The organism is Luteimonas gilva (assembly GCF_005239095.1).
Classification (GTDB): domain Bacteria; phylum Pseudomonadota; class Gammaproteobacteria; order Xanthomonadales; family Xanthomonadaceae; genus Luteimonas_C; species Luteimonas_C gilva.
This window is the reverse complement of sequence record NZ_SZUA01000002.1, coordinates 1,166,066-1,190,940: the sequence shown is the minus strand read 5'-3', so window position 1 is coordinate 1,190,940 and position 24,875 is coordinate 1,166,066. Positions and strand designations below refer to the sequence as shown.

General features: G+C 65.7%; 23 protein-coding genes and 1 tRNA gene. 14 read left to right on the top strand and 10 right to left on the bottom strand.

Annotated elements, in window-relative coordinates; translation table 11 throughout:
* Nucleotides 1-77: 77 nt before the first annotated feature.
* From FCE95_RS13460 to FCE95_RS13450, 3 genes are all read right to left on the bottom strand, one after another.
* Nucleotides 78-1,568, bottom strand: coding sequence for a hypothetical protein (locus tag FCE95_RS13460; protein WP_137267501.1), 1,491 nt, complete (start codon nucleotides 1,566-1,568; stop codon nucleotides 78-80).
* 104 nt (nucleotides 1,569-1,672) lie between these two features.
* The gene (locus FCE95_RS13455) at nucleotides 1,673-2,341 is read right to left on the bottom strand and encodes an alpha/beta hydrolase family protein (protein WP_137267500.1); all 669 of its coding nucleotides are present in this window, start codon (nucleotides 2,339-2,341) and stop codon (nucleotides 1,673-1,675) included.
* A gap of 5 nt (nucleotides 2,342-2,346) precedes the next feature.
* The gene (locus FCE95_RS13450) at nucleotides 2,347-3,054 is read right to left on the bottom strand and encodes a DUF72 domain-containing protein (protein ID WP_137267499.1); all 708 of its coding nucleotides are present in this window, start codon (nucleotides 3,052-3,054) and stop codon (nucleotides 2,347-2,349) included.
* Nucleotides 3,055-3,074: 20 nt separating this feature from the next.
* Here FCE95_RS13450 and ligD point away from each other — a divergent pair, with 20 nt between their 5' ends.
* From ligD to FCE95_RS13400, 10 genes are all read left to right on the top strand, one after another.
* On the top strand, nucleotides 3,075-5,867 hold the full coding sequence (gene ligD, locus FCE95_RS13445; protein WP_137267498.1) for a DNA ligase D: 2,793 nt from the start codon (nucleotides 3,075-3,077) through the stop codon (nucleotides 5,865-5,867).
* 18 nt (nucleotides 5,868-5,885) lie between these two features.
* Nucleotides 5,886-6,779, top strand: coding sequence for a non-homologous end joining protein Ku (gene ku, locus FCE95_RS13440; RefSeq protein ID WP_137267497.1), 894 nt, complete (start codon nucleotides 5,886-5,888; stop codon nucleotides 6,777-6,779).
* A gap of 6 nt (nucleotides 6,780-6,785) precedes the next feature.
* Nucleotides 6,786-7,604 carry a tetratricopeptide repeat protein gene (locus tag FCE95_RS13435; RefSeq protein ID WP_137267496.1) on the top strand — a complete coding sequence of 273 codons (819 nt, stop codon included), beginning with the start codon at nucleotides 6,786-6,788 and terminating at the stop codon, nucleotides 7,602-7,604.
* A gap of 77 nt (nucleotides 7,605-7,681) precedes the next feature.
* On the top strand, nucleotides 7,682-8,209 hold the full coding sequence (locus FCE95_RS13430; protein WP_137267495.1) for a lipocalin family protein: 528 nt from the start codon (nucleotides 7,682-7,684) through the stop codon (nucleotides 8,207-8,209).
* A gap of 55 nt (nucleotides 8,210-8,264) precedes the next feature.
* The gene (locus FCE95_RS13425) at nucleotides 8,265-8,741 is read left to right on the top strand and encodes an LEA type 2 family protein (RefSeq protein ID WP_137267494.1); all 477 of its coding nucleotides are present in this window, start codon (nucleotides 8,265-8,267) and stop codon (nucleotides 8,739-8,741) included.
* Between the two features lie 142 nt (nucleotides 8,742-8,883).
* Nucleotides 8,884-10,674, top strand: a complete 1,791-nt coding sequence (locus tag FCE95_RS13420) for an acyl-CoA dehydrogenase C-terminal domain-containing protein (protein WP_137267493.1) — start codon at nucleotides 8,884-8,886, stop codon at nucleotides 10,672-10,674.
* Between the two features lie 200 nt (nucleotides 10,675-10,874).
* Nucleotides 10,875-11,459, top strand: coding sequence for an HNH endonuclease (locus FCE95_RS13415; protein WP_137267492.1), 585 nt, complete (start codon nucleotides 10,875-10,877; stop codon nucleotides 11,457-11,459).
* A gap of 144 nt (nucleotides 11,460-11,603) precedes the next feature.
* Nucleotides 11,604-12,695: a hypothetical protein gene (locus FCE95_RS13410; protein ID WP_137267491.1), complete on the top strand. Its 1,092-nt coding sequence runs from the start codon at nucleotides 11,604-11,606 to the stop codon at nucleotides 12,693-12,695.
* A 186-nt stretch (nucleotides 12,696-12,881) separates the two neighbouring features.
* Nucleotides 12,882-14,792, top strand: a complete 1,911-nt coding sequence (gene dxs / locus FCE95_RS13405) for a 1-deoxy-D-xylulose-5-phosphate synthase (protein WP_137267490.1) — start codon at nucleotides 12,882-12,884, stop codon at nucleotides 14,790-14,792.
* 13 nt (nucleotides 14,793-14,805) lie between these two features.
* Nucleotides 14,806-15,588 carry a DUF2071 domain-containing protein gene (locus FCE95_RS13400; protein WP_137267489.1) on the top strand — a complete coding sequence of 261 codons (783 nt, stop codon included), beginning with the start codon at nucleotides 14,806-14,808 and terminating at the stop codon, nucleotides 15,586-15,588.
* A 224-nt stretch (nucleotides 15,589-15,812) separates the two neighbouring features.
* On the opposite strand, the gene FCE95_RS13395 is transcribed toward FCE95_RS13400, so the two are convergent.
* On the bottom strand, nucleotides 15,813-16,838 hold the full coding sequence (locus FCE95_RS13395) for a TraB/GumN family protein (RefSeq protein WP_137267488.1): 1,026 nt from the start codon (nucleotides 16,836-16,838) through the stop codon (nucleotides 15,813-15,815).
* A gap of 154 nt (nucleotides 16,839-16,992) precedes the next feature.
* Here FCE95_RS13395 and FCE95_RS13390 point away from each other — a divergent pair, with 154 nt between their 5' ends.
* Nucleotides 16,993-17,958 carry an alpha/beta fold hydrolase gene (locus FCE95_RS13390; protein WP_137267487.1) on the top strand — a complete coding sequence of 322 codons (966 nt, stop codon included), beginning with the start codon at nucleotides 16,993-16,995 and terminating at the stop codon, nucleotides 17,956-17,958.
* A complete protein-coding gene (locus tag FCE95_RS13385; RefSeq protein ID WP_137267486.1) occupies nucleotides 17,955-19,259 on the top strand; it encodes a glycoside hydrolase family 2 in 1,305 nt (434 codons plus the stop codon). Before FCE95_RS13390 ends, FCE95_RS13385 begins: the two co-directional genes overlap by 4 nt.
* Here the strand turns inward: FCE95_RS13385 and FCE95_RS13380 are convergent.
* Nucleotides 19,237-19,971 (bottom strand): helix-turn-helix domain-containing protein, encoded by a 735-nt coding sequence (locus FCE95_RS13380; RefSeq protein ID WP_137267485.1) that lies wholly within the window; start codon nucleotides 19,969-19,971, stop codon nucleotides 19,237-19,239. The genes FCE95_RS13385 and FCE95_RS13380 overlap by 23 nt on opposite strands.
* 174 nt (nucleotides 19,972-20,145) lie before the next feature.
* Here FCE95_RS13380 and FCE95_RS17160 point away from each other — a divergent pair, with 174 nt between their 5' ends.
* Nucleotides 20,146-20,517 (top strand): iron chaperone, encoded by a 372-nt coding sequence (locus tag FCE95_RS17160; protein WP_189644752.1) that lies wholly within the window; start codon nucleotides 20,146-20,148, stop codon nucleotides 20,515-20,517.
* 33 nt (nucleotides 20,518-20,550) lie between these two features.
* Here FCE95_RS17160 and FCE95_RS13370 read toward each other — a convergent pair whose 3' ends face one another.
* Nucleotides 20,551-20,847, bottom strand: a complete 297-nt coding sequence (locus tag FCE95_RS13370) for a hypothetical protein (protein WP_137267483.1) — start codon at nucleotides 20,845-20,847, stop codon at nucleotides 20,551-20,553.
* Nucleotides 20,848-21,046: 199 nt separating this feature from the next.
* Here FCE95_RS13370 and FCE95_RS13365 point away from each other — a divergent pair, with 199 nt between their 5' ends.
* Nucleotides 21,047-21,487: a nuclear transport factor 2 family protein gene (locus tag FCE95_RS13365; protein ID WP_137267482.1), complete on the top strand. Its 441-nt coding sequence runs from the start codon at nucleotides 21,047-21,049 to the stop codon at nucleotides 21,485-21,487.
* A gap of 67 nt (nucleotides 21,488-21,554) precedes the next feature.
* Here FCE95_RS13365 and FCE95_RS13360 read toward each other — a convergent pair.
* From FCE95_RS13360 to pheT, 4 genes are all read right to left on the bottom strand, one after another.
* Nucleotides 21,555-21,631, bottom strand: a tRNA-Pro gene (locus FCE95_RS13360).
* Nucleotides 21,632-21,671: 40 nt separating this feature from the next.
* Nucleotides 21,672-22,028, bottom strand: coding sequence for a MerR family transcriptional regulator (locus FCE95_RS13355; RefSeq protein ID WP_137267481.1), 357 nt, complete (start codon nucleotides 22,026-22,028; stop codon nucleotides 21,672-21,674).
* Nucleotides 22,009-22,308 (bottom strand): integration host factor subunit alpha, encoded by a 300-nt coding sequence (locus FCE95_RS13350; RefSeq protein WP_012915599.1) that lies wholly within the window; start codon nucleotides 22,306-22,308, stop codon nucleotides 22,009-22,011. Before FCE95_RS13350 ends, FCE95_RS13355 begins: the two co-directional genes overlap by 20 nt.
* A 57-nt stretch (nucleotides 22,309-22,365) precedes the next feature.
* Complete coding sequence (gene pheT, locus FCE95_RS13345) at nucleotides 22,366-24,753, bottom strand: phenylalanine--tRNA ligase subunit beta (protein ID WP_137267480.1); 2,388 nt, start codon at nucleotides 24,751-24,753, stop codon at nucleotides 22,366-22,368.
* Between the last annotated feature and the right edge of the window lie 122 nt (nucleotides 24,754-24,875).

The window sequence follows — 24,875 nt, the reverse complement described above, 5'->3', positions numbered from 1 at the left end:
ATAGCGGCATCCTGGCGCAGCAAGGTATGCGAATCAGGGCCAAGCGACGGCAAGAAAACTTGCCGTCGCCGAAGCGGTCATGAAGCCAGAACCCAGCCGAGCAGGAACTCCTGATCGCCGCGCCCCTCGCAAGCGGCATCGGTCGAGACATAGTGCGACTTGTAGTAACTCGGGCTCCAGCATCTATAGATTGCGACCGTATTGGGTTGCGGGCTCGTATAGATCCAGCCAATAGTTCTCAGGCGGCGATAGCCGGCGCCGGCGCATGTCCCATCCCATGTGACGAGATGGTCCGCGGTGCCGGGCCAGTAACTAACGCATTCCTCAAGGGCAATGGTGCCCGGCAACGATGCCGACATCACGTATCCAAGCTTTCCGCCGTACGCATATTGCGCGTAGTTGCCTTGCACGGGCGCGGTAGTCGTACGAATGCCGCGCGGCACGGTCCCCTCCGCGACCCATTTGGTCAATTCGATGCCGACTTGCGGATCCTGAGCCCCGACCTGCCCACCCTGGAACACGTATACCTCGCGAAAAACCAGGAATCGGCGCTGGAAATCCTCGCCCGGCTCGAGGAAGGTATAGGTAAGTAAAAAGCCGCCATCCCATTCCCTCCCGCCGTTCAGGCCGATGCCAGAAGGGTAGGCGATCAGATCGCCTGAAGCGGCGGTCCTGATCCATTCAGCGCCGTCGGTCACCAAGATGGGCTGGGGCACGCGAGAAAAATCGACGAAATTGTCGGAGAAGGAAATATAGACCCCGCCTCGCGCGCTGCCCGACGATTCGTTGTTGACCAGGGTGACGTAGTTCTTCGAGGTCCATTTGCTAACCGAAGCGCTTCCGAAGCCGATGGGCGAACGGAGCGCATCGGTATAGCGAAGCGGGGATGCATCTCCGCCAAGACCGGCTTGCGACCATGCGCCGTCTTTGAACTTGTACCAATTGCCGGGTATCGGATTGTCTATCGGCGCACGCGCGGCGATCAGGTTGAAGTCGCTTGTGCGCAGACAATAAAGATAGACGTAATAGTTATCGGTTGCCGCCGTGCAGTCGCCTTCGCCGCTTTGAGTGCCGGCCACAGGAGCGCCTCCCGAAAGTATTTGGCCGGATAAACGCCACGTTCCGCCTTCGTTGTCGCTTTGCACGAGCGCCGTCGACTTGAAGGTTTGACCGCCGTTTGCGTAGTTGCACTCCGTTTCCGCATGCGCGAAACCATAATAGGAAACGGTGCTCCCAGGGACGCGGCTCGTATCGTTCAGCCATAATCCACAAGAAGCGTAAGAGTTGGCGACTGGCCCTAAAACGGGATACGCCTGCCCCGCGGTCGCGCCCCACGAGTCGATGCCTTGGAAGCGGTACGTCGTCCCGCCCGACGAGTACACCCTGAACTGTCCATTGTTCAACTTGATGGTATTAAGGGGGTTATCGAGCATGTTGGAAACCGGACCGCGCGTGATGAACGGACGTCCCACGCGGATCTGAAACTTGCCGATATCGGTCTGCGCCGTTTGCGCATAACTGGTTCCCGCGGCTAACAGACAAGCAGTAAGCAGGGCCTTGCGTAACATGTGCTCTCTCCATGTGCAGAATGTCGGCCCATTACCGACACCCAATCCTATATAGCCCCGATTACAAGGACCTACCACGCGCAACAGTTAATGGCGTTGCAGTGTCACGAGCTTACCCACGCAGCGATCGCGTCGAGCATCTCTCCGAGCACCTCTTCATCCTTCCGCCCGCTCCGCACCGGCACATGGAAGGAATGATCCGCACCATCGAACACCTGCAGCGTCGCGCGCCGGCCCAAGCGCTCGACCAGCGGCCGCAGCAGGTCGAGGTGCGCCAAATCGTCGCGCGAACCTTGCAGGAACAGCATCGGCACTTTCACATCGGCCAGGTGCGTCGCACGTTCGTCCGAGGGCTTGCCGGCGGGATGCAAAGGAAAACCGAGGAAAATCAGTCCGCGCACGCCGGGCATGGGCTCGGCGGCTTGGGCCTGCGAAGTCATACGCCCGCCGAAGGATTTGCCGCCGGCGAACAACGGCGCATCAGGCAATCGCCTCGCGGCTTCGGCGACGGCGGCCCGGACCGTAGCCTGGGCCAACTTCGGCGTATCGGGCCGCTTGGAACCGCGCTCCATGTACGGAAACTGATATCGCAACGTGGCGATGCCCCGTTCCGCCAAACCTTTCGCGACGGCCTCCATGAACGGATGCGCCATGCCCGCGCCCGCACCGTGCGCGAGCACGTAGCACGCCCGCGCGTCCGCGGGCGCGAGCAGCAAACCGGAGACCTTGTGCTCGGCGTCCACCGCGATGGCGAGTTTGCGCGCGTTCGCCATCGCCGTCACGCCTTCGCCAACCGCAACAACGTCTGCGCATAGGGCGGCGCGGTCGGTTCGTGCATGAAATACACGTGCACGTCCTGCCAACCCGTATCGGCCAGGCGCTGCGCCCATTGCGCCAGGTCGCTTTCCGAATAGTCCTCCAACCGCAAACGCACGTAGCCCCACGGCGCGGTTTCGACCAGCGGCGGCGGCTTGTCGTCTTCGCGTTCGGACAAGCACAACGAGGCGCCGGCCGCCTTCAAAACGGCGTAGACGTCGTCGTCGAACCAGCTGTCGTTGCGGAATTCGAACGCGGCCTGGTGGCCCTCGGGCAGCACTTGCAGGAAATCGGTCAGCCGCGGCAGGTCCTTCTTCAGGAACGGCGGCAGTTGGAACAGGACGGGGCCGCGCTTGGCGCCCAGCGATTCCAGCGCACGATAAAGATAGGCCACCGAATCGGCCGCGGCGTCGGCCTTCAGCCGGGCGTCGTGGGTGATGCGGCGCGAGGCTTTGATCGCGAAGCGGAAATCGTCCGGCGTGGCCGCAGCCCACTGTTCCAGCACGGGTGCCTTCGGCATCTGATAGAAGGTATTGTTGATCTCGACCGAAGGCAGGCGCTGCGAGTAGAACGCCAGCATCGCGTCCGGCTTCATGGTTTCCGGATAAAAATTGCCCTTCCACTCCTTGTAGGAGTAGCCGCTGGCACCGACCCACAGTCGCGTAGTCATGGCCATCTCCGAGGACCGACATGGCGAAGCTCAGCGAATATTCCGCCAAGCGCCGCTTCGATGCCACCCCCGAGCCCGGGCCAGTGGTGGTCGAGGGCGGCGGCGGGCCGCTGATGTTCGTGGTCCAGCAGCACCACGCCAGCCATATGCATTTCGACCTGCGCCTGGAATGCGACGGCGTGCTGAAGTCGTGGGCGGTGCCGCGCGGGCCTTCGCTGGACCGCAACGAGAAGCGCCTGGCCGTGTTCGTCGAAGACCACCCTTACGACTACGGCTCGTTCGAAGGCGTGATCCCGCCCGGCCAATACGGTTCGGGCGAAGTGATCGTGTGGGATTGCGGCGTGTACAGCCCGGACGAGAACGGCCTGTGGTTCCACGACCGCGAGGAGGCGCGGCGCCAAGTTCGCGAAGGCATCGAAAAAGGCAAACTGAGCATCCAACTGCGCGGCGAGAAATTGAAAGGCTCGTTCGCGCTGGTACGGACCAAAGAAGCACGGCAGTGGCTGCTGATCAAGCACAAGGATCGTTTCGTCACCAGCGACGACGTGATCGCGCGCGACCGCTCGGTGCTGTCCGGCGTCGCGGTCGAAGAAATGAAGGTGGTCCCCGCGCAACGGATGCCCGCATCGCAATTGGTGCCGGCCGGCAAGGCAACGCCGATGCCCGCGGATCTCGAGCCGATGCAGGCCGAGACCGCCGACGCGCCGTTCGCGAACGCGGACTGGATGTGGGAGCCGAAACTCGACGGCTACCGCGTACTTGCTTTCGTCGACGCCAACGGCGTGCGCCTGCGCTCGCGGCGCGGGTTGGAGTTGGCGAAGATCTTCCCGAAATTGGCCGCGGAGCTGCGCCAACAGGCCAGCGCAGGCGCCATCCTCGACGGCGAGATCGTGGCGTTCGGCACCGACGGCAAACCTTCCTTCAGCGTGCTGCAGAACCGGTTCCAGCTGAAGACCGAACGCGACATCGCCGCGGCGGATGCGGCCACACCCACCTTGTTCTTCGCCTTCGATCTGCTTTATTTCGAAGGCATCGATCTGCGCAAGCGGCCGTATCGCGACCGCCGCCGCTATTTGAGCCAATGCCTGCTGCCCTCGCCGTTGGTGCAACTGGTGCATGCGGACGAAGACGGCCCGGCTTTGCATGCGGCGGCCATCGCCGCCGGCTTCGAGGGCGCCGTCGGCAAGCGCAAGGACAGCGCGTACTTGGCGGGCAAGCGTTCGTCGTCGTGGCTGAAGGTGAAGCCGACGCATAGCGCCGAATTCGTGATCGGCGGGTTCACGCAAGGCAAAGGGGCGCGCGGGGCTCTGGGCGCGCTGCTGATCGGTTATTGGGAAGGCGGCAAGCTGCGCTACGCCTCGCACGTGGGTTCGGGCTTCGACGACGCCACGCTCGCGCAGGTGCAGGAGCGGCTGCAGGCGCTGTGGGCGCGCAGCTGCCCGTTCGCGGGGAAGCCGGAGGTGAACGGGCCGGTGACGTGGGTGAAGCCGGAGCTGGTCGCGGAGGTGAGTTTCCAGCGCTGGACGGAGGAAGGCTCGTTGCGGGCGCCGATCTTCTTGCGGCTGCGGGACGATATCGATGCGAAGACGGTGACCCGCGAAGACGCGCCCGCAGGGAAAGCGGGCAAACCGGCCGGCAAACGCGCCTCTGCTTTTGTGGGAGGGGCTTCAGCCCCGACAGTCGGGGCTGAAGCCCCTCCCACAAAAGCGGTGCGCCGAAAAGCGGGAAATGAGGACGTTGCCAAGACGATAGACGAAGTGGTCGCGCAGCTGGATGCCGCGAAGAAAACCTGCGACCTGATCGTCGGCGCACACCGCATCCGTTTGAGCAATCTCGACCGCGTCTACTGGCCCGCCGATAAAGCGCTGAAGCAGCCCGACCTGACCAAGCGCGACCTGCTGCTCTACCTGGCGCAGATTTCTCCGCTGATGCTGCCGCACCTCGCCGACCGGCCGCTGACCATGATCCGCATGCCGGACGGCATCCACGGCCAGCGTTTTTTCCAGAAGCATTGGACGCAGGAGAAACCGGATTTCGTCGACACCGTCACCGTGTTCTCCGAACACCGCGACCAGCGGCACGATTACCTGGTGTGCAACAACCTGCCGACGCTGCTGTGGCTGGCGCAGTCGGGCACTTTGGAATTCCACGTCTGGCATTCGCGGATGAAACCCGGGCCGGACGCCGCCGTGCCGTCCACCGACTTCTCCAGCTCGCTGCAGGCGCTGGAGGATTCGATCCTCAACTTCCCCGACTACGTGCTGTTCGACATCGATCCCTATATCTATTCCGGCAAGGAAGCGCCGGGCGACGAGCCCGAACTCAACACGGTCGCGTTCGAGAAAGGCAAGGAGATCGCGTTCCGCCTGCGCGAGCTGCTGCAATCCATGTCGATCGAACCCATCGTCAAGACTTCGGGCAAGACCGGCCTGCACGTGTTCGTGCCGATCGTCCGCAACCTGGATTTCGACGGCGCGCGGCACGTGTCCGAGCTGGTCAGCCGGCACCTGGCGCGCCTGCATCCGAAGGACGTCACGGTCGAATGGAGCGTGCCCAAGCGCACCGGCAAGATCTTCATGGACTACAACATGAACGTGCGCGGCAAGACCCTGAACGTGGCCTATTCCCCGCGCGGAACGGCCGGCGCGCCGGTGTCGATGCCCCTGACCTGGGAGGAATTGGCCCAGGCCCACCCCCTCGACTTCCGCATGACGAATGTGGTAAAGCAGGCGGCCCGAACGGGCGATCGCTGGCGCGACGCCCTCGAAAACAAGCAGGACCTGGCCCGGATCCTCGCATCCGGCAAGGCGTGAAGACCCTGGAGTCCCGTCATGGCTGCGCGTTCTATCGGTTCGTTGAGCATCTCCTTCGGCCTGGTTTCGATCCCGGTGAAGCTGTACACCGCCACCGAATCCAGCCGGACCATTTCCTTCAACCTGCTGCACAAAGGCTGCGGCTCGCGCCTGAAGCAGCAGTACTTCTGCGCGAAAGAGGACGTGCCGGTGTCGCGCGACGACATGGTCAAGGGCTACGAATTCGCCAAAGACCAGTACGTGATCTTCGAGCCCGAGGAATTGAAGGCGCTGGAGGAAGCCGGCACGCATAGCGCCGACATCGAAGAGTTCGTGCCGATCTCGGCGGTCGACCCGGTGTATTTCGACAAGGCGTATTACCTGGCGCCCGACAAGGGCGGCGCCCGCCCCTACGCGCTGTTCGCGCGCGCGCTGCGCGACGCCAAGCGCTGCGCGATCGGGCGCTGGTCCGCGCGCGGCAAGCAATTCATCGTGATGATCCGTCCGGTCAAGGAGGGCCTGGTGATGCAGCAGCTGCTGTACGCCGACGAAGTGCGTTCGATCCTGGACATCGACATCGCCACCGCCGACGTCAAGGACGTCGAACTGAAGTTGGCGCAGCAACTGATCGAGCAGCAGGCGTCCAACACTTTCGACCCCGGCGCCTATACCGACGACGTGCGCACGCGCATCGAAGCCGCGGTGCAGAAGAAGGTCGACGGCGAGCAGATCACTTCGGTGGACATGCCCGAGACCGGCGGCGCCCAGATCATCGATCTGATGCAGGCCCTGCGCGCGAGCCTGGACAAGAAATCCGCAGCGCCTTCCGCCGGCAAGGCCGCGCCTGCGGCGAAAGCGGCGCGCAAACCGGCCAAATCTGCGCCGGAGCCGGAAGCGCCGGCCAAGCGCAAAGCCGCCAAGCGGGCGAAATAGGGATCGATGCACGCTTACGGCGTACGCGACGTCGAGAAACTGCTGGGCCTGCCGCGAAGCACGATCCGGTCCCTGGTGGAGGCCGGGTTCGTCGCGCCCGAACGCGGCGCGCGCAACACTTGGCGCTTCTCCTTCCAAGACCTGATCGTGCTGCGCACGGCGCGCGCGCTCGCGACGGCGAACGTGCCGCGGCGGCGCATCCTGCGCGCGTTGAAGGAACTGCGCCGGCGCTTGCCGGAGACGATGCCGCTGTCGGGACTGAGCATCGGCGCGGTCGGCGACGAAGTGGTGGTCCGCGAAGGCGGCGGCCGCTGGCAAGCGGAGTCGGGCCAATATTTGCTGGGCTTCGAAAGCGACCCCGACGGCGGCGCGCTGCGCATACTCGACGCGGCGAGACCGCGCGAACAGCCGCCGAACGACGCCGTTCCCGACTACGACGAAGCGACCGGCGAGGAAAACGCCGAAGCGGCGGTGCGCGCGTACCAGCGCGCGCTGATGAGCGACCCTTCGCGCTTGGACGCGCGCATCAACCTGGGCCGCCTTCTGCATGAGTTGGGCCGTTACGACGAAGCCGAACGCACCTACCGCGGCGGCGCCGCGGAACTCGAACCCGATCCGCTGCTGCAGTACAACCTGGGCGTGCTGCTCGACGATCTGGAGCGCAAGCCCGAAGCGGTGGACGCCTACGAAACGGCGCTGCGCGCGGATCCGGATTTCGCCGACTGCCACTACAACCTGGCCTTGCTGTACGAAGAATTGAACGAGCCGCGTCAAGCTTTGCGCCATATGGCGCAATACCGCAGGCTGCAAAAGCGCGGCGACTAGCCGCCCGGCGTTCCGTCACGCACACTGAACATCCCCACCGCGACCCTGCGCGACGGTCCGCCTTCCTGGAGCCACCCATGCGCTACGCGATCGCCCTGCTGCTGGCCCTCGCCCTGCCCGCCTCCGCGGCGGAGCCGGTGCGTTCGGTGCCGGAACTGGACATCTCGCGCTACGCCGGCAACTGGCACGAGATCGGCCATCTGCCAGTGTTCTTCCAGCGCCAATGCGCCGGCGACATCACCGCGGCCTACACCTTGCGCGAGGACGGGCTGGTCGGCGTGGTCAACGCGTGCCGCACCAAAGACGGCGATCGCGATTCGTCCGAAGGCGTCGCGCGGCCGGTGCAAGGCCATCCCGGCCGGCTGGAAGTGCGGTTTGCGCCGGACTGGCTGTCGTGGCTGCCGATGGTGTGGGCCGACTATTGGGTGATCGACTTGGATCCGGGCTACCAATGGGCCGTGGTCGGTTCGCCCAACCGCAAATACCTATGGATCCTGTCGCGCACGCCGACCATGGACAAAGCGCTGTTCGAACAGATCAAAGCGCGCGCCGAGAAGATGGGTTACGACCTGAAACCCTTGGTAATGGCCGCACCGCTCACCTGATCCGCACCTGCCGAGGCCGGTGTATCCTCGTCGCTCCCGCCAACGGAGCGTAGCGATGGGCCGTTTCAAACAGCTGATCCTGATGGTCGCGGCCGCGTCGTTGCTGGCCTCGTGCAGCGGCGGCATGGTGCGGCGCGTGTCCGAGCCGGCGGCGAGCATCCAGCAGCTGACCGTGCGGCCCGACGGCAGTTGGTCGGTGGATGTGCGGATCAACAATTTCAGCAGCATCCCGATGCGCTTCGACGCGATCGCGCTGCGGATGAGCCTGGGCAGCGAACAGGCCGGCACGCTCAACGGCAACGCCGGCATCTCGATCGGACCGGAATCGGCCGACGTGGTGACCGTGGTCCATTCGCCGACGCCGTCGGCGCGGATCGTGATGGCCGATGCGCTGGCCGCGCAGCGCAGCATCGGCTACGTGCTGAAGGGCACGATCAACGCCACGCCGGAAGAAGGCAAGCCGCGCGATTACGACATCGACCGGACCAGCAGCCTGAGCCCGGTGCCAGGGTTGCCGGGCGTGATGCGCTGAGCCCTCGCTGTTCCCCTTTGAAAAGGGGACTAGGGGGATTTGCGCTTTTGCTTTAAAGCCTTAGAGCAAGATCAAAAGCAAATCCCCCTTAGTCCCCCTTTTTCAAAGGGGGAAACATCAACAGCCTTTCCGACGGAACGCCATGAGCACCTACAAAGCCCCTCTCGCCGACATCCGTTTCGCCCTGTACGACGTGCTCGGCGCCGAAGCACTGTTCGCCAAGCTGGGCTTCGCCGACGCCAGCCGCGACATCGTCGACGCGGTGCTGGAAGAAGGCGCACGCTTCAACGAAACGGTGCTGGCGCCGCTGAACCGCGTCGGCGACGAAATCGGCTGCAAGTACGACAAGGACACCGGAGCGGTGACTACGCCGCCGGGCTTCAAGCAGGCCTACCGGCAATACGTGGAAGGCGGCTGGGCGGGACTGGTGTCGCCGACCGAATTCGGCGGCCAAGGCCTGCCGCACGCCGCGGGCATTCCGCTGAAGGAAATGATCGACGCCGCCAACCTGGCCTGGGGCAACTTCCCGCTGCTTTCGCACGGCGCCACCGAAGCGCTGCTGCACCACGGCGAAGACTGGCAGCGGGAAGTGTTCCTGAAGCCGCTGGTCGACGGCCGCTGGACCGGTACGATGTGCCTGACCGAACCGCATTGCGGCACCGATCTGGGCCTGTTGAAGACCAAGGCCGTGCCGAACGCCGACGGCACCTATTCGATCGACGGCACCAAGATCTTCATCACCGCCGGCGAGCACGATTTCACCGACAACATCGTCCATTTGGTCTTGGCGCGCTTGCCGGATGCGCCGGCGGGCAGCAAGGGCATTTCGCTGTTCATCGTGCCCAAGCTGAAAGTCGGCAAGGACGGTACGGTCGGCGAACGCAACGGCGTGCGCTGCGGCGCGATCGAACACAAGATGGGCATCCACGGTTCGGCCACCTGCGTGATCAATTTCGACGACGCGCAGGGCTATCTCATCGGCCAACCGCACAAGGGCCTGATGGCCATGTTCACCATGATGAACACCGCGCGCCTGGCCGTCGGCCTGCAGGGTTTGGGCTTGTCCGACCGCGCCTACCAGAACGCGCTGCGCTACGCGCGCGAACGCCTGCAAGGCCGCGCGCTGTCGGGCGCGAAGCAGCCGGACAAAGCGGCCGATCCGATCATCGTCCACCCCGACGTGCGCCGCATGCTGCTGACCTGCAAGGCGCTGACCGAAGGCGGCCGCTTGCTCGGCTATCACGCGGCGACCCTGGTCGACATCGCCCACCACGCCGACAGCGAACAAGAACGCAAAGAGGCCGACGATCTGCTCGGCTTCGTGACGCCCATCGTCAAGGCCTGCCTGACCGAATGGGGCGTGGAATGCACTTACCACGCGTTGCAATGCTTCGGCGGCCACGGCTATATCCACGAACACGGCATGGAGCAGTTGGCGCGCGATGCGCGCATCACCACGCTGTACGAAGGCACCACCGGCATTCAGGCGCTGGATTTGATGGGCCGCAAGGTGATGCAGCTGCAGGGCGCCGGATTGCGCGTGTTTCTGGGCCAGATCGAAGCCTTCTGTAAACAGCACGAAAGCGACGAAGCGCTGAAGGAATTCGTGGCGCCGCTGCGCGAAAAGGCCGGCGAATGGCAAAAGCTGACGATGTCGATCGGCCAGCGCGCGGTCGCGAACGCGGACGAAGTGGGCGCGGCGGCCTACGACTATCTGTTCTACTCCGGCTACGTCGCCCTGGCCTATTGGTGGGCGCGCAGCGTGGCCGCGGCGGAATCGTCGGCGCAAAGCGAAGCGTTCAAAGCCGCCAAGCGCGAGACCGCGCGCTTCTATTTCGCGCGCATCCTGCCGCGAACCCTGGCGCACGCCACCGCGATCGCCAGCGGCGCGGCGCCGTTGATGGGCCTGGACGCCGAACGCTTCGACGCTTGATCCGCGCTTCTGCTCTTATAGGGCCGGCGAAGGCCGCCTCTACACAATAAGTAAACAAAGGCGTATAAGCTCCTACTCCCATGGAGCCTGACAGAGCGAAGCTTCGCCTGATCCGGACCGGGGCCCCGGCCGATTCGCCGCCGAACGCCCCGGGCCCCGTCGATGCGCCCCCGTATTTCCCCGATCACGCCGACAGCGCCATGCCCGTGCGCCTGGACGCGGTGCGCCTGCTCTCGCTCGATGCCCACGGCCGCGTGCTCGACTGGATGAGCTGGCAGGATGCGACCTGCCTCTACGCCCGCGGCGCGGTGGCCTGGACCCTGGGCGATCCCTGCCTGACCGTGCACGGCGGCATCTGCCGGCTCACCGGCGAGCGCAGCACCGTCGACCTGCATCCGATCGTCGCCGCGCGCGGCCACGCGCGCACGCACGCGCTCGATCCGACGCCGGCGCTGACCAATGCCGCGCTGTTCGCGCGCGACGAATACCTATGCCTGTACTGCGGCCGCGATTTCCATCGCCAGCAATTGACCCGCGACCACGTCATGCCGCTGTCCAAGGGCGGCCGCGACACCTGGGAAAACGTGGTCGCCGCCTGCTTCCATTGCAATTCGCGCAAGGGCGGTCGCACGCCGCAGCAAGCGAGCATGCCGCTGCTGGCGGTGCCGTACCGGCCGAGCTGGATCGAGCATCTGATCCTGAGCAACCGCAACATCCTCGCCGACCAGATGGCGTTCCTGAAGAGCCATCTGCCGAAACGGCCGCGTCCTCGCATGCGTCATTAAGCGACGCTAGGCGTCGTTAAGCGGCGCATCGACGACCGGAAAATTCGCAAAAACGCGCGCCGCATCGCGAATGTCCTGCGTTCGCGTTGACGCCCGCCGCGCGCTTGGCAACACTGGCCTTCTTCTTGCAATCGAAGCGAAACGATGCCACTGACCCTGGGCCTTACGGGCATGGATCCGGCCACCGAAGCCGCGCTGCAATCCGCCTTCAAACAGGCCAACGCCGGCACGGGCGAACGCTTCAGCCTGGCGCCCGAAGCCGACGCGGATTACGTGGTCGTGGACATGGACAGCATGTACGGCCCGATGAGCTGGCTGCGCTTGCACGGCGCCGGCAAGACCGTGATCGGCCTGACTTCGGCGCCCAGAACCCAAGCCGATTTCCGGCTCGGCCGGCCTTTCGATGCGGCCAGCCTGGATCGTTTGCTGCACGAGATCGCCGACCAGGCCGGCATCCCGGCCGCCGTTTCGCCGAAACCGGTTCCGCCGCCGCCGCCCATCGTCCAGGCCGAACCTGTTGCGCCTGCGGCAACGCCCTCGGGCTTCACCCCCGCGCCGGCGCCGCAGGACCAATTGCCGGAGGAAGTGCCCGAGCCCGTCCAGGCCGAAGCGGCGCCGCCGCCTGAGCCCGTTCTGATCCCCGAGCCGCCCGTGCCGGCGGCCGCGCCCGCCCGCGACCCGGTCTTCGCCGACTGGCTGGCTCCCAGCGCCCTGCAGCAGCGGCTTCGCTATCGCCGCGCGGCGGGCCCGAATGTGTTGATCGACCCCAAGACCCGCCAATACCACGGACCGGCCACGCTGAAGCCGCTGGCGAGCTATTTCGAAGGTCCGGTGCGTTTGGCCGATTTCGAGGCGCTGGACGACGCGGCTTGGGCGCGCGAAACCGCCACCGCCGGCGAAGCGCAGCCGCTGATCCGCTTGCAGTGGTACGGCGGCTTGCTGGCCGGCAAGGGCGAGTTGCTGCCCGGCCTCGACCCGGCGGGCCGTTATCGGCTGAACAAATGGCCGCAAACCGAGCGCGAATTCCCCAAACACTTCCGCATCGCCACCGCGATGATGAAAGGTCCGGCCACGCTCGAGGAAATTGCCGCCGCCAGCGGCGTGACGCGCGCCGAAGTGGCCGATTTCGTGAACGCCAATTTGACCACCGGTTTCGCCGAGTCCGTCGCGGATACGCCGCCGGAACCGAGCGAACCGGCGAAGTCCGGCCTGTTCGGGCGGTTGCGCGGGAAATAGTTCGATCGCCCGCAGCGCTCTTGTGGGAGGGGCTTGAGCCCCGACGCTGCGCATGTCGGGGCTCAAGCCCCTCCCACAGTTTCTCGGTGAGCGACCTTAGCTCGCGCCAACGGCTTGCAAACCCGTTTGCTTGCCCGCCCCGGCCCGCGGCGGGACAATGGCGAACTTGCTTTGCCCGACGCCGTGATGATCGACCCGCAACGCTATCCCCGCCTTTCCCGCATCGAAACGCCCGCCGACCTGCGCGGGTTCGACGAAGCCGAACTGCCCGCCATCGCCGACGAACTGCGCGCCTACCTGATCGAATCGGTGGGCAAGAGCGGCGGACATTTCGGTGCCGGCCTGGGGGTGATCGAACTCACCGTCGCCTTGCACTACCTGTACGACACGCCCAACGACCGCCTGGTCTGGGACGTCGGCCACCAGTGCTATCCGCACAAGATCCTCACCGGCCGCCGCGACCGCATCCACACCGTCAAGCAGAAGGACGGCGTGGCGCCGTTCCCGAAGCGCGAGGAAAGCGAGTACGACACCTTCGGCGTCGGCCATTCTTCGACTTCGATCTCGGCCGCGCTGGGCATGGCCATCGCCAACGCCCGCGCCGGCGACGAGCGCAAGGTCGTGGCGGTGATCGGCGACGGCGCGATGACCGCGGGCATGGCCTACGAGGCCTTAAACCACGCCGGCGGCATGGATCCGGAACCGAGCCTGCTGGTGATCCTCAACGACAACCGCATGTCGATTTCCGAGAACGTCGGCGGCATCACCAAGATGCTCGGCCGCATGACCGGCAGCCGCACCCTCAACGCGATCCGCGAAGGCGGCAAGAAACTGCTCGGCGACAAGCGCAGCAGCGGCACCGCGCGCTTCGTGCGCCGCTGGGAAGAACATTGGAAAGGCATGTTCGTGCCGTCCACGCTGTTCGAGGAAATGGGCTTCCACTACACCGGCCCGATCGACGGCCACGACGTCAAAGCGCTGGCCGCCGCGCTGAAGACGCTGAAGACGCTCAAAGGCCCGCAGCTGCTGCACATCATCACCACCAAGGGCAAAGGCTACGAATTGGCCGAAGGCGATCAGATCGGCTATCACGCCGTCTCGCCGTTCGATCCGAGCCTGGGCGTGGTGAGCAAGCCGGGCGCGAAGAAACCGACCTACACCGACGTGTTCGGCGACTGGCTCTGCGACATGGCCGCGGCCGATCCGAAACTGATGGGCATCACCCCGGCGATGCGCGAAGGCTCGGGCCTGGTGCGCTTCAGCAAGGAATATCCGGAGCGCTATTTCGACGTGGCCATCGCCGAACAGCACGCGGTGACGCTGGCCGCGGGCATGGCCTGCGAAGGCGCCAAGCCCGTCGTGGCGATCTATTCCACTTTCTTGCAGCGCGGCTACGACCAGCTGGTGCACGACGTGGCGATCCAGAACCTGGACGTACTGTTCGCGATCGACCGCGGCGGCGTGGTCGGCCCGGACGGCGCCACCCATGCCGGCAATCTCGACCTGAGCTATCTGCGCTGCGTGCCGAACATGGTGGTGATGGCGCCGGCCGACGAGAATGAATGCCGGCAGATGCTGTCCACCGGCTTCCGCCACGAAGGCCCGGCTGCCGTGCGCTATCCGCGCGGCACAGGCCCCGGCGTCGCCGTGCAGTCCGATCTCGACACGCTGCCGATCGGCAAGGCCGAAGTGCGCGCGCGCGGTTCGCGCATCGCCCTGCTCGCTTTCGGCGCGCTCGTGCCGGCGGCGGAAAAGGTCGGCGCCGAACTCGGCCTGACCGTGGTCAATATGCGCTTCGTCAAACCGCTGGACCGCGCGCTGATCCTCGAATTGGCGAAGTCGCACGAAGGTTTCGTCACGCTCGAAGACAACGTGGTGATGGGCGGCGCGGGCTCGGCCGTCGCCGAGTCGTTGAACGAAGCCCATTTGACCTTGCCGATCATGCACCTCGGCCTGCCGGACGAATTCCAGCACCACGCCGGCCGCGAGGATTTGCTGGCCGAAGCCGGACTGGATGCCGCCGGCATCCGCAAAGCGCTGCTCGCGCGCTGGCCGGACCTGGAGCAGCCGGCGATGCGCAACGTCGCGGCTTCGTAACCGCCCGTACGGCATGCGTACGCTTCGTTTCCGGGATCATCTGATCCCGCGTCCGCAGCCGCACGGAATCGATGTCGTATGCAAGCTGCAGCATTTCGCGATCGTCACGTACGCCTTCGATCCTTCCAAGCTCGACGGATCGATGCCGCCGAGGTTCGAGCCGGACCTGGTGGAAATCGACGGCCGCCCGCAAGCCTTGCTGTCGGTCGTGCCCTTCATCGATGTGGATTTCACCTCCGCTTGCCGCCCGTTTCCGCGTTTCACCATGGGGCAGACGAATTACCGCATCTACATCCTGGATCGCGATACGGGCGAAAGAGCGGTCTGGTTCCTGGGAACGACTTTGGATTCTTGGACGCGCGTGGTGCCGCACACGCTCTGGAATCTGCCTTGGTACGGCGGCCGGGTGGAGTTCGATTGCGACGCGGACGCGTCGACCGGCGCTTATCGCCGCTACTTCATGCGCACGCGCGCGCGATGGGCGCCGGCGCAGGTCGAACTCACCCAGGGCGGCACGCCGCCGCTATCCTTACCCGGGTTCCCGGACGAGGAGACCGGCTTGGTTTACCTTACCCATCCGCTCGCGGGTTTCTACCACCGCCGCGACGGCCAGCTCGGAACCTACCGCGTCTGGCACGACCGTTTGGAAATGGCCCCAGCTACGTTGCTGAACGCTGATTTCGGCCTATTGTCGCGGCAAGGCTGGGTGGATCGAGAAGCCCAGCAAAAGCCGCATAGCGTGTTGGTGCAACCGATCAACGAATTCACGATCTACCTGCCGCCGAAGATACTTTGATCCAAGCGGTCCTCCCTGGAAGTTGCTCGAAAGCCGCGCCGCATCCATCGCGGCGGCGATGAAGGCTTTTTTCTGGGTTCGCGCTCGGCAAGCCCGACTAGCTTTTTTTGTGGGAGCGGCTTTAGCCGCGAGCTCTTCCGACAAGATCACCGGCAGCTGAAAGCTCGCGGCTTAAGCCGCCCTCGCAAAAAGCCGCGCTCGCAAGCAAGAACCGTCGAGAACGATTATGGCGCTTGCACTTCGTAACCTTTCGCCTGCAGTTTCGCCAGATAGCCGTTGTCCTTGAGCAATTCGGACACCGGCAGCGTCGCGAACGTCGAGACGTTGTTCTGCAACGCCGCTTCCGCCGCCGTAAGCCATTCGCGTTCCATCCGCTGGGCCAAATCGTTGATGCCGTATTTGCGCGCCAGGCCGGCTTCGGTGAAGGCGGCGCTGCAGGCGACGAATTGGTTATTGGCCGGCAAGTCGCGCAAAGCGTCGACGTCGCCTGCCGCCCACGCGTTCGCGCGCGCGGCCATGTTGCCCAGATCGCCTTGGATGCGGTCCAGCGTCTTCTCGAAACAAGCCAGATCGTCGAGCGGCTGATTCGCGAATTCCTTCAGCGCCCGCTTCGGCTCGGCGATCGCTATCTCGGCCTCGGGCTTCACCCGCTTCACACCGTATTTGCGCGCCAGCTTGTCCACCGCCGGGGCGACGATGCCGGACCACGTCATGCCCGACTTGCCGATCGCCTTGTCGTACAGCTCCAGCGCCGCGAACACGGGACGCCAGCGCTCGATGCCGCGGTCGCTGCCGATGTAGCGCGCTTTCAAGGCCTGCCAGCGCACGTACTGGTCCGGCGGCACGATTTCTTGCAGGGTCTTGTCGCCGGGATTGCGGCGCGCTTTCAACGCGGTCGGGATCAGAGCCAATTTTCCGAAGAAACCGACGTCGGCCTTCAATTTGACAGAAGGCGATTCGATGACCTGCTGCGACTGGGCGATGGCCCGCTCCACCGCGTTCGTGTCCCACTCCATCCGCCGCGGCAGCGGCGATAGCGTGCCCAGGATCCACAGCGTGTGGCCGTTCTTGCCGAGCACTTTCCACAGGCCGGGTCCGGGCTGGCTGCCGGAGACGACGACGGCGTCCAGGTCGACGATAGGTTCGGCCGGTGCGGCAACGGGCGCCTGCTGCGCCGGCGGCGGCGTCTGCGCGTAAGCGGTTTGCATCGAAGCGATGGCCAACCAACCGCTGAGCAGGAGCTTACGCATGCGCCGTTCTCCGGACCGGAAAGCGCATTCTCGGGAACGATCGTGAACGCGAGCCGACTTCGCCTGCCGGCGTCGGCGACGCCTGTCACATCCGTTCAAGACCCGCCGCAGCCGCGCGCTTAGCTTGCCCGCTTCGCCGCCTCGGAGGAAACGCATGCGCCGCTTCCCTGCCTCGTTTTGGGGCGCCGTCTTATTCCTATTGATCGCCGCCCCGCTGCAGGTGTTCGGTACGCCGGCGAGCGGCAGCGCGGAACCGCCGCCCGGCTTCGAATCCCGGTTCGTTCAAGCGAACGGCGTGCGCCTGCATTTCGTCGTCGGCGGCAAAGGGCCGCCTTTGCTCTTGATCCACGGCTGGCCGGAGACCTGGTACGAATGGCGGCGCATGTTGCCGCGCCTGGCCGAGCGCTTCACCGTCGTCGCGCCGGACTTGCGGGGCTTCGGCGATTCCGAACTGGCGGCGTCGGGCTACGACAAGAAAACCCTCGCGCAAGACATGCACGCGTTGATGGCCTCGCTCGGCTACCGCTCGGCCGTAGTGGCCGGACACGATTGGGGCGCGCCGGTGGCCTACGCCTATGCGGCCCAGCATCGCGACGAGGTGAGCAAACTGATCATGATCGAAGGCGCGCCGTTCGGGCCATGGATGGCGGACACCAATCCGATGTGGTTCTTCGACTTCCTACGCATACCGGGCTACGCCGAAAGCGTGGTCGACGGCGGGCGCGAAGCGGCTTTCCTCCGTTTCTTCTACGACAACGAGGCCATGCACGCGGTGCCCGGTTCGTTCGACGAGGCCACGATCGGAATCTACACCCGCGGATTCGAACGCCCCGGCCGGATGGGCCCCAGCTACGGGCTTTACCGCACGATCGACCGCGATGTCGCGGACAACGCGGAGTTCGCCAAGCGGCCGCTCTCCATTCCGATCCTGGCCGTCGGCGCCGACAAGGGCAATGGCGCGCTGATCGAGAACAACAGCCGCCGAGTGGGAAATCGCGTGTCCGCCGTGTTGTTCCGGAATACCGGCCACTTCATTCCCGAGGAACGTCCGGATGCGCTCGTCGATACGCTGTCGAAGTTCGTCGATGGCGAAACGCTCGATCCGGAATGGCGGCCTTGATCGGGCGACATGGCGAAAAAATCGCCATCTTCTTTGCGAGCCTATCGCTGGCCTTGGCGCTGATCCCTTGTGCTCGCGCGAGCGGCGAACTCGTGCTCGCCCGCGCCGAAATCCCGCTCGACGGCCCTTGGAAATTCCGCATCGGCGACGATCCGCGCTGGGTGGACCCGCACTGGGACGACGGCCGCTGGGAGACGGTCGACTTGACGCCGGCCCCCGGCGCGCACGATCCCGACGTCGGCCTCGAGGGCTACGTGCCGGGCTGGATGGAACGCGGGCATGCGGACGTCTACGGCTTCGCCTGGTATCGGCAGCGGCTGCGCTGGCGCCTGGCCGAAGGCGGCCGGTTGGTGTTGATCGGCCCGGCCTACGTCGAGGACGCTTACGAAGTGTATTGGAACGGAAAGCGCGTGGGCGGCGTCGGCGATTTCTCGCGCGACGAGCCACGCGTCATCGCGACCCGGCCGACGCTCATGCGCCTGCCCGCGCAAGGCCGCTCGGGCGAAGCCACGATCGCGATACGCGTTTACTTCTCTCCCGCGATGCCGCGCGGCGGCGACGCCGGCGGCATCCATATCGCGCCGATCTTGGCTGAAGAAACCGCGGGCCAAGCGCGGTACGCGGCGCAATGGACGAAGACGTTCGCGGGCTATGTCGTGGACGCCGTCGAGCCGGCGCTGATGCTGCTGCTGGCGTTGTACGCCGTCTCGATCCGCCGATTCGCGCCGCGGGACAAATTCTATCTTCCGCTCGCCGCGGCACTCGCGGCGACCGCGGCGCTGCGCGCGAACCAAGCCGTGTTCTTTTGGGGAAGTTTCGAGGATATCGGCCAGTTCACCATCGCCAAGTACACCGTCCTCGAACCGCTCATCTTGTTGCTCTGGTCTTGCGCATGGAACCGTTGGTCGGGCGCGCCGGCGCGTTGGATCGCCCGGCTGGCGTGCTTGCTGGCGGTGCTAGCTGCGATCGGCGGTTCCCTCGGCGAGAGCGGCACGATGTTGCGCGCGGCGGCCAGGCTGGCCTTCCTCCTGCCGTTGGGCATGGCCGCGTGGGCGCTGGTCCGCCACGGCCCGATCCGGTTTCTGGCGTTCGTTTCGCTGGCGTCGATCGCCACGGGCCTGTACGCCGAAGAACTCTCGGCGATTGGCGTTCAAGGGATCTGGTTCCCCTTCGGCGTCGGCGTTTCGCGGACCCAGTACGCGTACGCCGTTTTGATCCCGGCTTTGGCTTTGCTTTGCCATCTTCGCTCGGCGCCGAAGCGAAATGCGCATACGCAGCCTAACGATCCGGCGGCCGCTTAGCGGGTCCGTTCCGCATTTTCCGCCACGCGCCGGGGGACAGCCCCGTCAAAGAACGGACGGCGCGGGTCATATGCGGTTGGTCGGCGTAACCCAAGTCCATCGCGATCTTCGCGAAGCTGTCGCCGCCACTGAAAATGCGGACCCACGCGCTTCTGGCGCGCAATTCGCCCGCGAACGCGCGCGGCGAGGTGCCGTAGGTCTTGCGGAAACCCCGAGCCACCGTCTCGCGCGCCAGGCCTTCGCCGGCAGCCCATCCGGATATGCTCGTTCGCCCGGCGCGCAGGCGCTGCGCGAGCAAATCCGGCCAATCGGCCAGCGCCGGCCGCACGCATTCCGATGAAGCCAGCGCCTCACGCAGCAGGTGCCGCGCTTCGATAGGATCGCGCCTGGCGACGCTGACGACCGTGTCGATCCGCGCCGGCCGGTACACGCCGCCCAGACTGGTGTCGGCGCTCCAGTCGAAACGCAGCAGGCGTGCGTTGCGCCGGCGCGGAGTGCGGTTCTCGTGGCGATCGAGCAAGGGCGTGACCAGCACGTCGCCGGGTTCCAGCCAGCGCCGTCCGAAATAGCCCGCATGACCGTATCCGCCGTCGACGATCACCGTCGCGTACGCCTTCAGATGGGCGTGCCGAGGCTGGAAGAATCCCGCGGCGATCGTCTCGAGTCCCGGTTTCGACTCCCGGAAGCTGCGTTCGTGCGCGGGAAAGTGCATGTCCAAGACCGTGCGGCGCGTGGATCGAGCCGCAACTTATGCCTTTTCGCCGGCGGCCACAAGCGCGCCGTCACATCCGTTCAAGACGGCTCTCAGACGCGTCGGCAAGCTTCCGAATACCGCAAACTCGAGGCTCGTTCGGGCGGCGATCCGACGCGCCGTCCGCAAAAAATCATGGCCGTTCCGTCCAAGAAATCCGGCGTCGCGAGCGTGGACGCCTACATCGCCGCAGCTGCGCCCGGCATGGCGGGCATCCTCGAAACGCTGCGCGCCATCGTCCGCAGCGCCGCGCCCGAAGCCGAAGAAACGATGCGGATGGGAACGCCCACTTACGTGCTGAACGGGCCGCTAGTCTCGTTCGGCGCCGCCGCCAAGCATTGCGCTTTTTACGTCATGAGCCGCGGCCCTGTCGCGCGCCACAAGCAAGAGCTCGCGGCCTTCGATACGGCCCCGTCGGCGATCAAGTTCGCGCCCGGCCAACGCGTCCCCAAAGCGTTGATCGCGAAGATCGTCAAAGAACGGATGCAGGAAAACGCCGCGCGCTGACCGGGATGGCGGGCGAGAGAACCGGGAAACGGATTACTCGGCGTACTTCCTGACGAAAGCCGCGTTGTCCTGCTCGAACTCGGCGCGGCAAACGGTGCCGGCCGCATCGAACTGCTCGCGGGTCATGGTCTGCCGGTCGGACAGCAGCCGATAGCTGCATTCGCAAGCGGCGTGCGCGAACGTGGCGGCCGCGGCGTCGTTGCCGAGCTGCCGAGTCATGGCCGGGACGCAGTCGCGCTTCACGAAGTCGGCGCGAGCCGGCACGGGCAGCGCGTCCTGCGCGTAAGCCTGCGGGATCGCGCACAAGGTCAGCAACAGTAGGTATCGCATGCTCGGCATCCTGCTGATTCGACGCCAGTCTAGCCGCCTCGATGTCGGCGGCGGGTGACCGCGTTCGCACCTCTCGGCGCTGGCGGGCGGCTGGAGCGGCTTCACGCGCAGGGTGGCCTGCCGGGCCAGAGGTAAATGGACCTTCCGGCCGGCACTTCGCCCGTGCATCGTCCGGCCGTCCCTACCGAGAGGATCCCTCATGAAATCCCCGTTATGGCTGTTGTGCATCGCGTCCGCCCTCGCCGTCGGGGATGCGCAGGCGCGGGATCCGGCGCAGGACAAAGCCGATCTCTTGCATGCGGAAGCGGCGCTATGCCTAGGCTCCGAGCAGAGCGATGTGCAGTCCAAGCACGAATACATGGACGAAACGTTCATCGCCACCAGCTCGCGCAACGAGATCACCGGATTTGCGGACAGCATCCGCGAAGCCGAGTCACGCGATCCGGTCTACACGGAATTCCGCAACCACGATCAGGATGTCCGTCTGTACGGAGACGCCGCCGTCATCGTCGGCATCACCACGGTGCGGGGCCGGTCCGGCAACACGGCGTTTTCCGGCGATTACCGTTACACCGACACCTGGATACGCCGCGATGGCCATTGGAAGCTGGCCGCGAGCCACTCCACCAAGCTGAAGTAATGGCCGCGCTCGAACGCATAAAACGAAGGCGGCCGCGAATCTCGCAGGCCGCCTTTCGAAAGCGATTTGGTCGGGGTAGCCGGATTCGAACCGACGACCACCAGTCCCCCAGACTGGTGCGCTACCAGGCTGCGCTATACCCCGGTCTTGGAATTATAGCCGCTCGGGCGGATCTTCGCCGCCGTCAGCGGCGCAGGAGCTGCAGGACCTCTTCCAACTCCATCCGCACCTGCTTGACGATCTGCGAGCTCATCGCCGATTCCTGCTTGGCGCCCTCGCCGTCCAGGCGCTGGCGGGCGCCGCCGATGGTGTAGCCCTGCTCGTACAGCAGGCCGCGGATCTGGCGCACCATCAGCACGTCGTGGCGCTGGTAGTAGCGGCGGTTGCCGCGGCGCTTGACCGGCTTCAGGCTGGGGAATTCGGATTCCCAATAGCGCAGCACGTGCGGCTTGACGTCGCACAGCTCGCTCACTTCACCGATGGTGAAGTAGCGCTTGGCCGGAATCGGCGGAAGCTCTCGGTTACTGCCCGGATCCAGCATAGGCTTCCACTCGCTCCTTGAGTTTTTGACCAGGACGGAAGGTAACCACGGTGCGCGCGGAGATCGGGATCTCCTCGCCGGTCTTGGGATTGCGGCCGGGGCGCTGGTTCTTGCGGCGCAGATCGAAGTTGCCGAAGCCGGACAGCTTGACCTGGCGGCCCTGCTCCAGCGCTTCGCGCAGCACGTCGAAGAACGCATCGACGAATTCCTTCGCCTCGCGCTTGTTCAGGCCGACCTCGTCGAACAAACGTTCGGCCATTTCCGCTTTGGTCAACGCCATATCGTTCCCCGAAACGACTTCCGTAAATCGCGAATCTGAACAGCCGGATCGCGTCCCCTACGCACGTATCCGCGCGCCGTGGCTGCGTTCCATGGCGGCCTCCACTTGGGCCACCGCCGCTTCCACATCGCGGTCGGTCAGAGTGCGGGATTCGTCCTGCAGAATCAAGCCCATAGCCAGACTCTTGAATCCGTTTTCGACCCCCTGTCCCCGGTATCGGTCGAACAGCCGCAGTTCCTTCAGCGCAGGCCCCGCTGCGGCCCGGACAGTGTCGGCCACGGCGGCCCAAGACACGGCGTCCGCGACGACGAACGCGAGGTCCCGGCGGACGGACGGGTATTTGGACAGGGCGGCGGCGCGCGGCACGCGGCGCTGCAGCAGCGGTTCCAGATCCAGCTCCCAGGCCAGCACGTCGGCGTCCAGATCCAGCTGCCGCTGCAGGCGCGGGTGCAATTGGCCGATCCAGCCGATCCGCACCCCGTCGCGATAGACGTCCGCCGAGCGCCCGGGATGTCCCCAGGCCTCGGCCGAAGCGCGGTATTCGAGTTCCGCGCCAGCCAACGCGGCGACGCTTTCCAGGTCGCCCTTCAAATCGTGGAAGTCGACCGTGCGTCCTTTCGCGTCCCAGCGCTCGCCGAACGCATCGCCGCAAGCCGCGCCGGCCAAGCGCAGCGTTTCGCGCGGCGCGTTGCCCGCGTCGGCGGCGAAGCTCTTGCCGATTTCGAACAAGCGCACGCGCGTCTGCTGGCGGGCCAAGTTGCGCGCGAGCGCGGCGACGAGGCCGGGCAGCAGCCGCGTGCGCATCACGCCGAGTTCGGCGCTCAGCGGATTCGACAGAGCCACCGCATCCGCCTGCGCCCGCCAATGCGCCAACAGATCCGCATCGATGAAGGCGTAGTTCACCGCTTCCAAATAATCGCGCGCGGCCAACTGGCGGCGCACGTCGGCTTCGTCCACCCACGTTTCGCTGGGCACGGTTAGGCGCGTGGCGCCGCCGGGCAAGGTCTTGGGGATGGCGTCGTAACCGTGGATGCGCGCGATCTCTTCGATCAGGTCTTCCTCGATCGCCAGATCGAAGCGGCGGGTCGACGGCGTCGCCATCCAGCCGTTCTCGACGTCTTCGACCTCCAGGCCGAGCGCGCGCAGGATGCGGCCGACTTCCGCATCGGCGACCGTCGTGCCGAGCACGCGGGCCAGACGATCGCGGCGCAGCTGGATCGGCGCCGGCCGCGACAAATGCTCGGGCAGCACGGCTTCGGTCACCGGTCCGGGCGAGCCGCCGGCGACTTCGACGATCAAGCGCGTCGCGACTTCGATCGCCTGGCGCGGCAATTCGGGATCGACGCCGCGCTCGAAACGGTGGCCGGCATCGGTGTGCAGGCCGAGCTTGCGGCCGCGGCCGATGATCGCCGACGGAATCCAATGCGCGGCTTCCAGGAACACGTTGCGCGTGGCGTCGGTGACGCGGGTGTCGTAGCCGCCCATGATGCCGCCGAGCGCGACGGCGCGCGCCGCGCGGCCGCCCTGGCTGTCGGTCACCACCAGGAAGTCTTCATCCACCGTCACCGTGCGGCCGTCGAGCAGCTTGGCCTGTTCGCCGGCGCGGGCCGGACGCACCACGATCGGCGAAGTCAGCGTATCGCAGTCGAACGCGTGCATGGGCTGGCCGAGTTCCAGCATCACGTATTGGGTGACGTCGACCAGGAAGCTGATCGGACGCACGCCGCTGCGGCGCAGGCGCTCGCTCATCCACACCGGCGTCGTGGCGCGGGCGTTCACGCCTTCGATCACGCGGCCGACGAAGCGCGGCACTTTCGCGCCGGCGTCCAACTCGACCGCGAGTTCCCGATCGTTCAAAGCCGGCATCGGCGTGGCATCGAACGCGGTCACTTCGCTGCCGCAGGCCGCGGCCACGTCGTAGGCGATGCCGCGCACGCTGAAGCAGTCGGCGCGGTTGGGCGTCAGCTTCAATTCGATGCTGGCGTCGGGCAGGCCCAGATATTCGGCCAGCGGCGCGCCGACCGGCGCGTCGGCGGGCAATTCGAGCAGGCCGGACGCGTCGGCGTCCAAGCCGAGTTCTTTCGCCGAGCACAGCATGCCGTTGGATTCGACGCCGCGCAGCTTGGCGGCCTTGATCGTCAGTTCGCCGATCTGCGCGCCGACCATCGCCAGCGGCGCGACCAAACCCGGACGCGCGTTCGGCGCGCCGCAGACGATCTGCAGCGGAGCGCCGGTACCGGCGTCGACGCTGCAAACCTGCAGGCGGTCGGCTTCGGGGTGCTTTTCGGCCGACAGGATTTTGGCCACGACGACTTTGTCGAGCGATCCGCCCAGCGCCTCGATGCCTTCCACTTCCAAGCCTATCGCCGTGAGCGTCGCGGCCAGCTCGTCGCGGGTCGCGTTCGTCTTGACGTGTTGGCGCAGCCAGTTTTCGGAGAACTTCATTGCCTACCTCTTCATCCCGAGCGCAGCGATGCGCCGTCTTCTTGTGGGAGCAGCTCTTGTGGGACCGGCTTCAGCCGCGAGCTTTGGTTCCGGAGCGCTGGTAAAAGCTCGCGGCTGAAGCC

Excerpts from the sequence above, each read along its gene's own strand:
- FCE95_RS13460 (WP_137267501.1), bottom strand. The coding sequence starts at position 1,568 with ATGTTACGCAAGGCCCTGCTTACTGCTTGTCTGTTAGCCGCGGGAACC.
- FCE95_RS13455 (WP_137267500.1), bottom strand. The coding sequence starts at position 2,341 with ATGGCGAACGCGCGCAAACTCGCCATCGCGGTGGACGCCGAGCACAAG.
- FCE95_RS13450 (WP_137267499.1), bottom strand. The coding sequence starts at position 3,054 with ATGACTACGCGACTGTGGGTCGGTGCCAGCGGCTACTCCTACAAGGAG.
- ligD (WP_137267498.1), top strand. The coding sequence starts at position 3,075 with ATGGCGAAGCTCAGCGAATATTCCGCCAAGCGCCGCTTCGATGCCACC.
- ku (WP_137267497.1), top strand. The coding sequence starts at position 5,886 with ATGGCTGCGCGTTCTATCGGTTCGTTGAGCATCTCCTTCGGCCTGGTT.
- FCE95_RS13435 (WP_137267496.1), top strand. The coding sequence starts at position 6,786 with ATGCACGCTTACGGCGTACGCGACGTCGAGAAACTGCTGGGCCTGCCG.
- FCE95_RS13430 (WP_137267495.1), top strand. The coding sequence starts at position 7,682 with ATGCGCTACGCGATCGCCCTGCTGCTGGCCCTCGCCCTGCCCGCCTCC.
- FCE95_RS13425 (WP_137267494.1), top strand. The coding sequence starts at position 8,265 with ATGGGCCGTTTCAAACAGCTGATCCTGATGGTCGCGGCCGCGTCGTTG.
- FCE95_RS13420 (WP_137267493.1), top strand. The coding sequence starts at position 8,884 with ATGAGCACCTACAAAGCCCCTCTCGCCGACATCCGTTTCGCCCTGTAC.
- FCE95_RS13415 (WP_137267492.1), top strand. The coding sequence starts at position 10,875 with ATGCCCGTGCGCCTGGACGCGGTGCGCCTGCTCTCGCTCGATGCCCAC.
- FCE95_RS13410 (WP_137267491.1), top strand. The coding sequence starts at position 11,604 with ATGCCACTGACCCTGGGCCTTACGGGCATGGATCCGGCCACCGAAGCC.
- dxs (WP_137267490.1), top strand. The coding sequence starts at position 12,882 with ATGATCGACCCGCAACGCTATCCCCGCCTTTCCCGCATCGAAACGCCC.
- FCE95_RS13400 (WP_137267489.1), top strand. The coding sequence starts at position 14,806 with ATGCGTACGCTTCGTTTCCGGGATCATCTGATCCCGCGTCCGCAGCCG.
- FCE95_RS13395 (WP_137267488.1), bottom strand. The coding sequence starts at position 16,838 with ATGCGTAAGCTCCTGCTCAGCGGTTGGTTGGCCATCGCTTCGATGCAA.
- FCE95_RS13390 (WP_137267487.1), top strand. The coding sequence starts at position 16,993 with ATGCGCCGCTTCCCTGCCTCGTTTTGGGGCGCCGTCTTATTCCTATTG.
- FCE95_RS13380 (WP_137267485.1), bottom strand. The coding sequence starts at position 19,971 with ATGCACTTTCCCGCGCACGAACGCAGCTTCCGGGAGTCGAAACCGGGA.
- FCE95_RS17160 (WP_189644752.1), top strand. The coding sequence starts at position 20,146 with ATGGCCGTTCCGTCCAAGAAATCCGGCGTCGCGAGCGTGGACGCCTAC.
- FCE95_RS13370 (WP_137267483.1), bottom strand. The coding sequence starts at position 20,847 with ATGCGATACCTACTGTTGCTGACCTTGTGCGCGATCCCGCAGGCTTAC.
- FCE95_RS13365 (WP_137267482.1), top strand. The coding sequence starts at position 21,047 with ATGAAATCCCCGTTATGGCTGTTGTGCATCGCGTCCGCCCTCGCCGTC.
- FCE95_RS13355 (WP_137267481.1), bottom strand. The coding sequence starts at position 22,028 with ATGCTGGATCCGGGCAGTAACCGAGAGCTTCCGCCGATTCCGGCCAAG.
- FCE95_RS13350 (WP_012915599.1), bottom strand. The coding sequence starts at position 22,308 with ATGGCGTTGACCAAAGCGGAAATGGCCGAACGTTTGTTCGACGAGGTC.
- pheT (WP_137267480.1), bottom strand. The coding sequence starts at position 24,753 with ATGAAGTTCTCCGAAAACTGGCTGCGCCAACACGTCAAGACGAACGCG.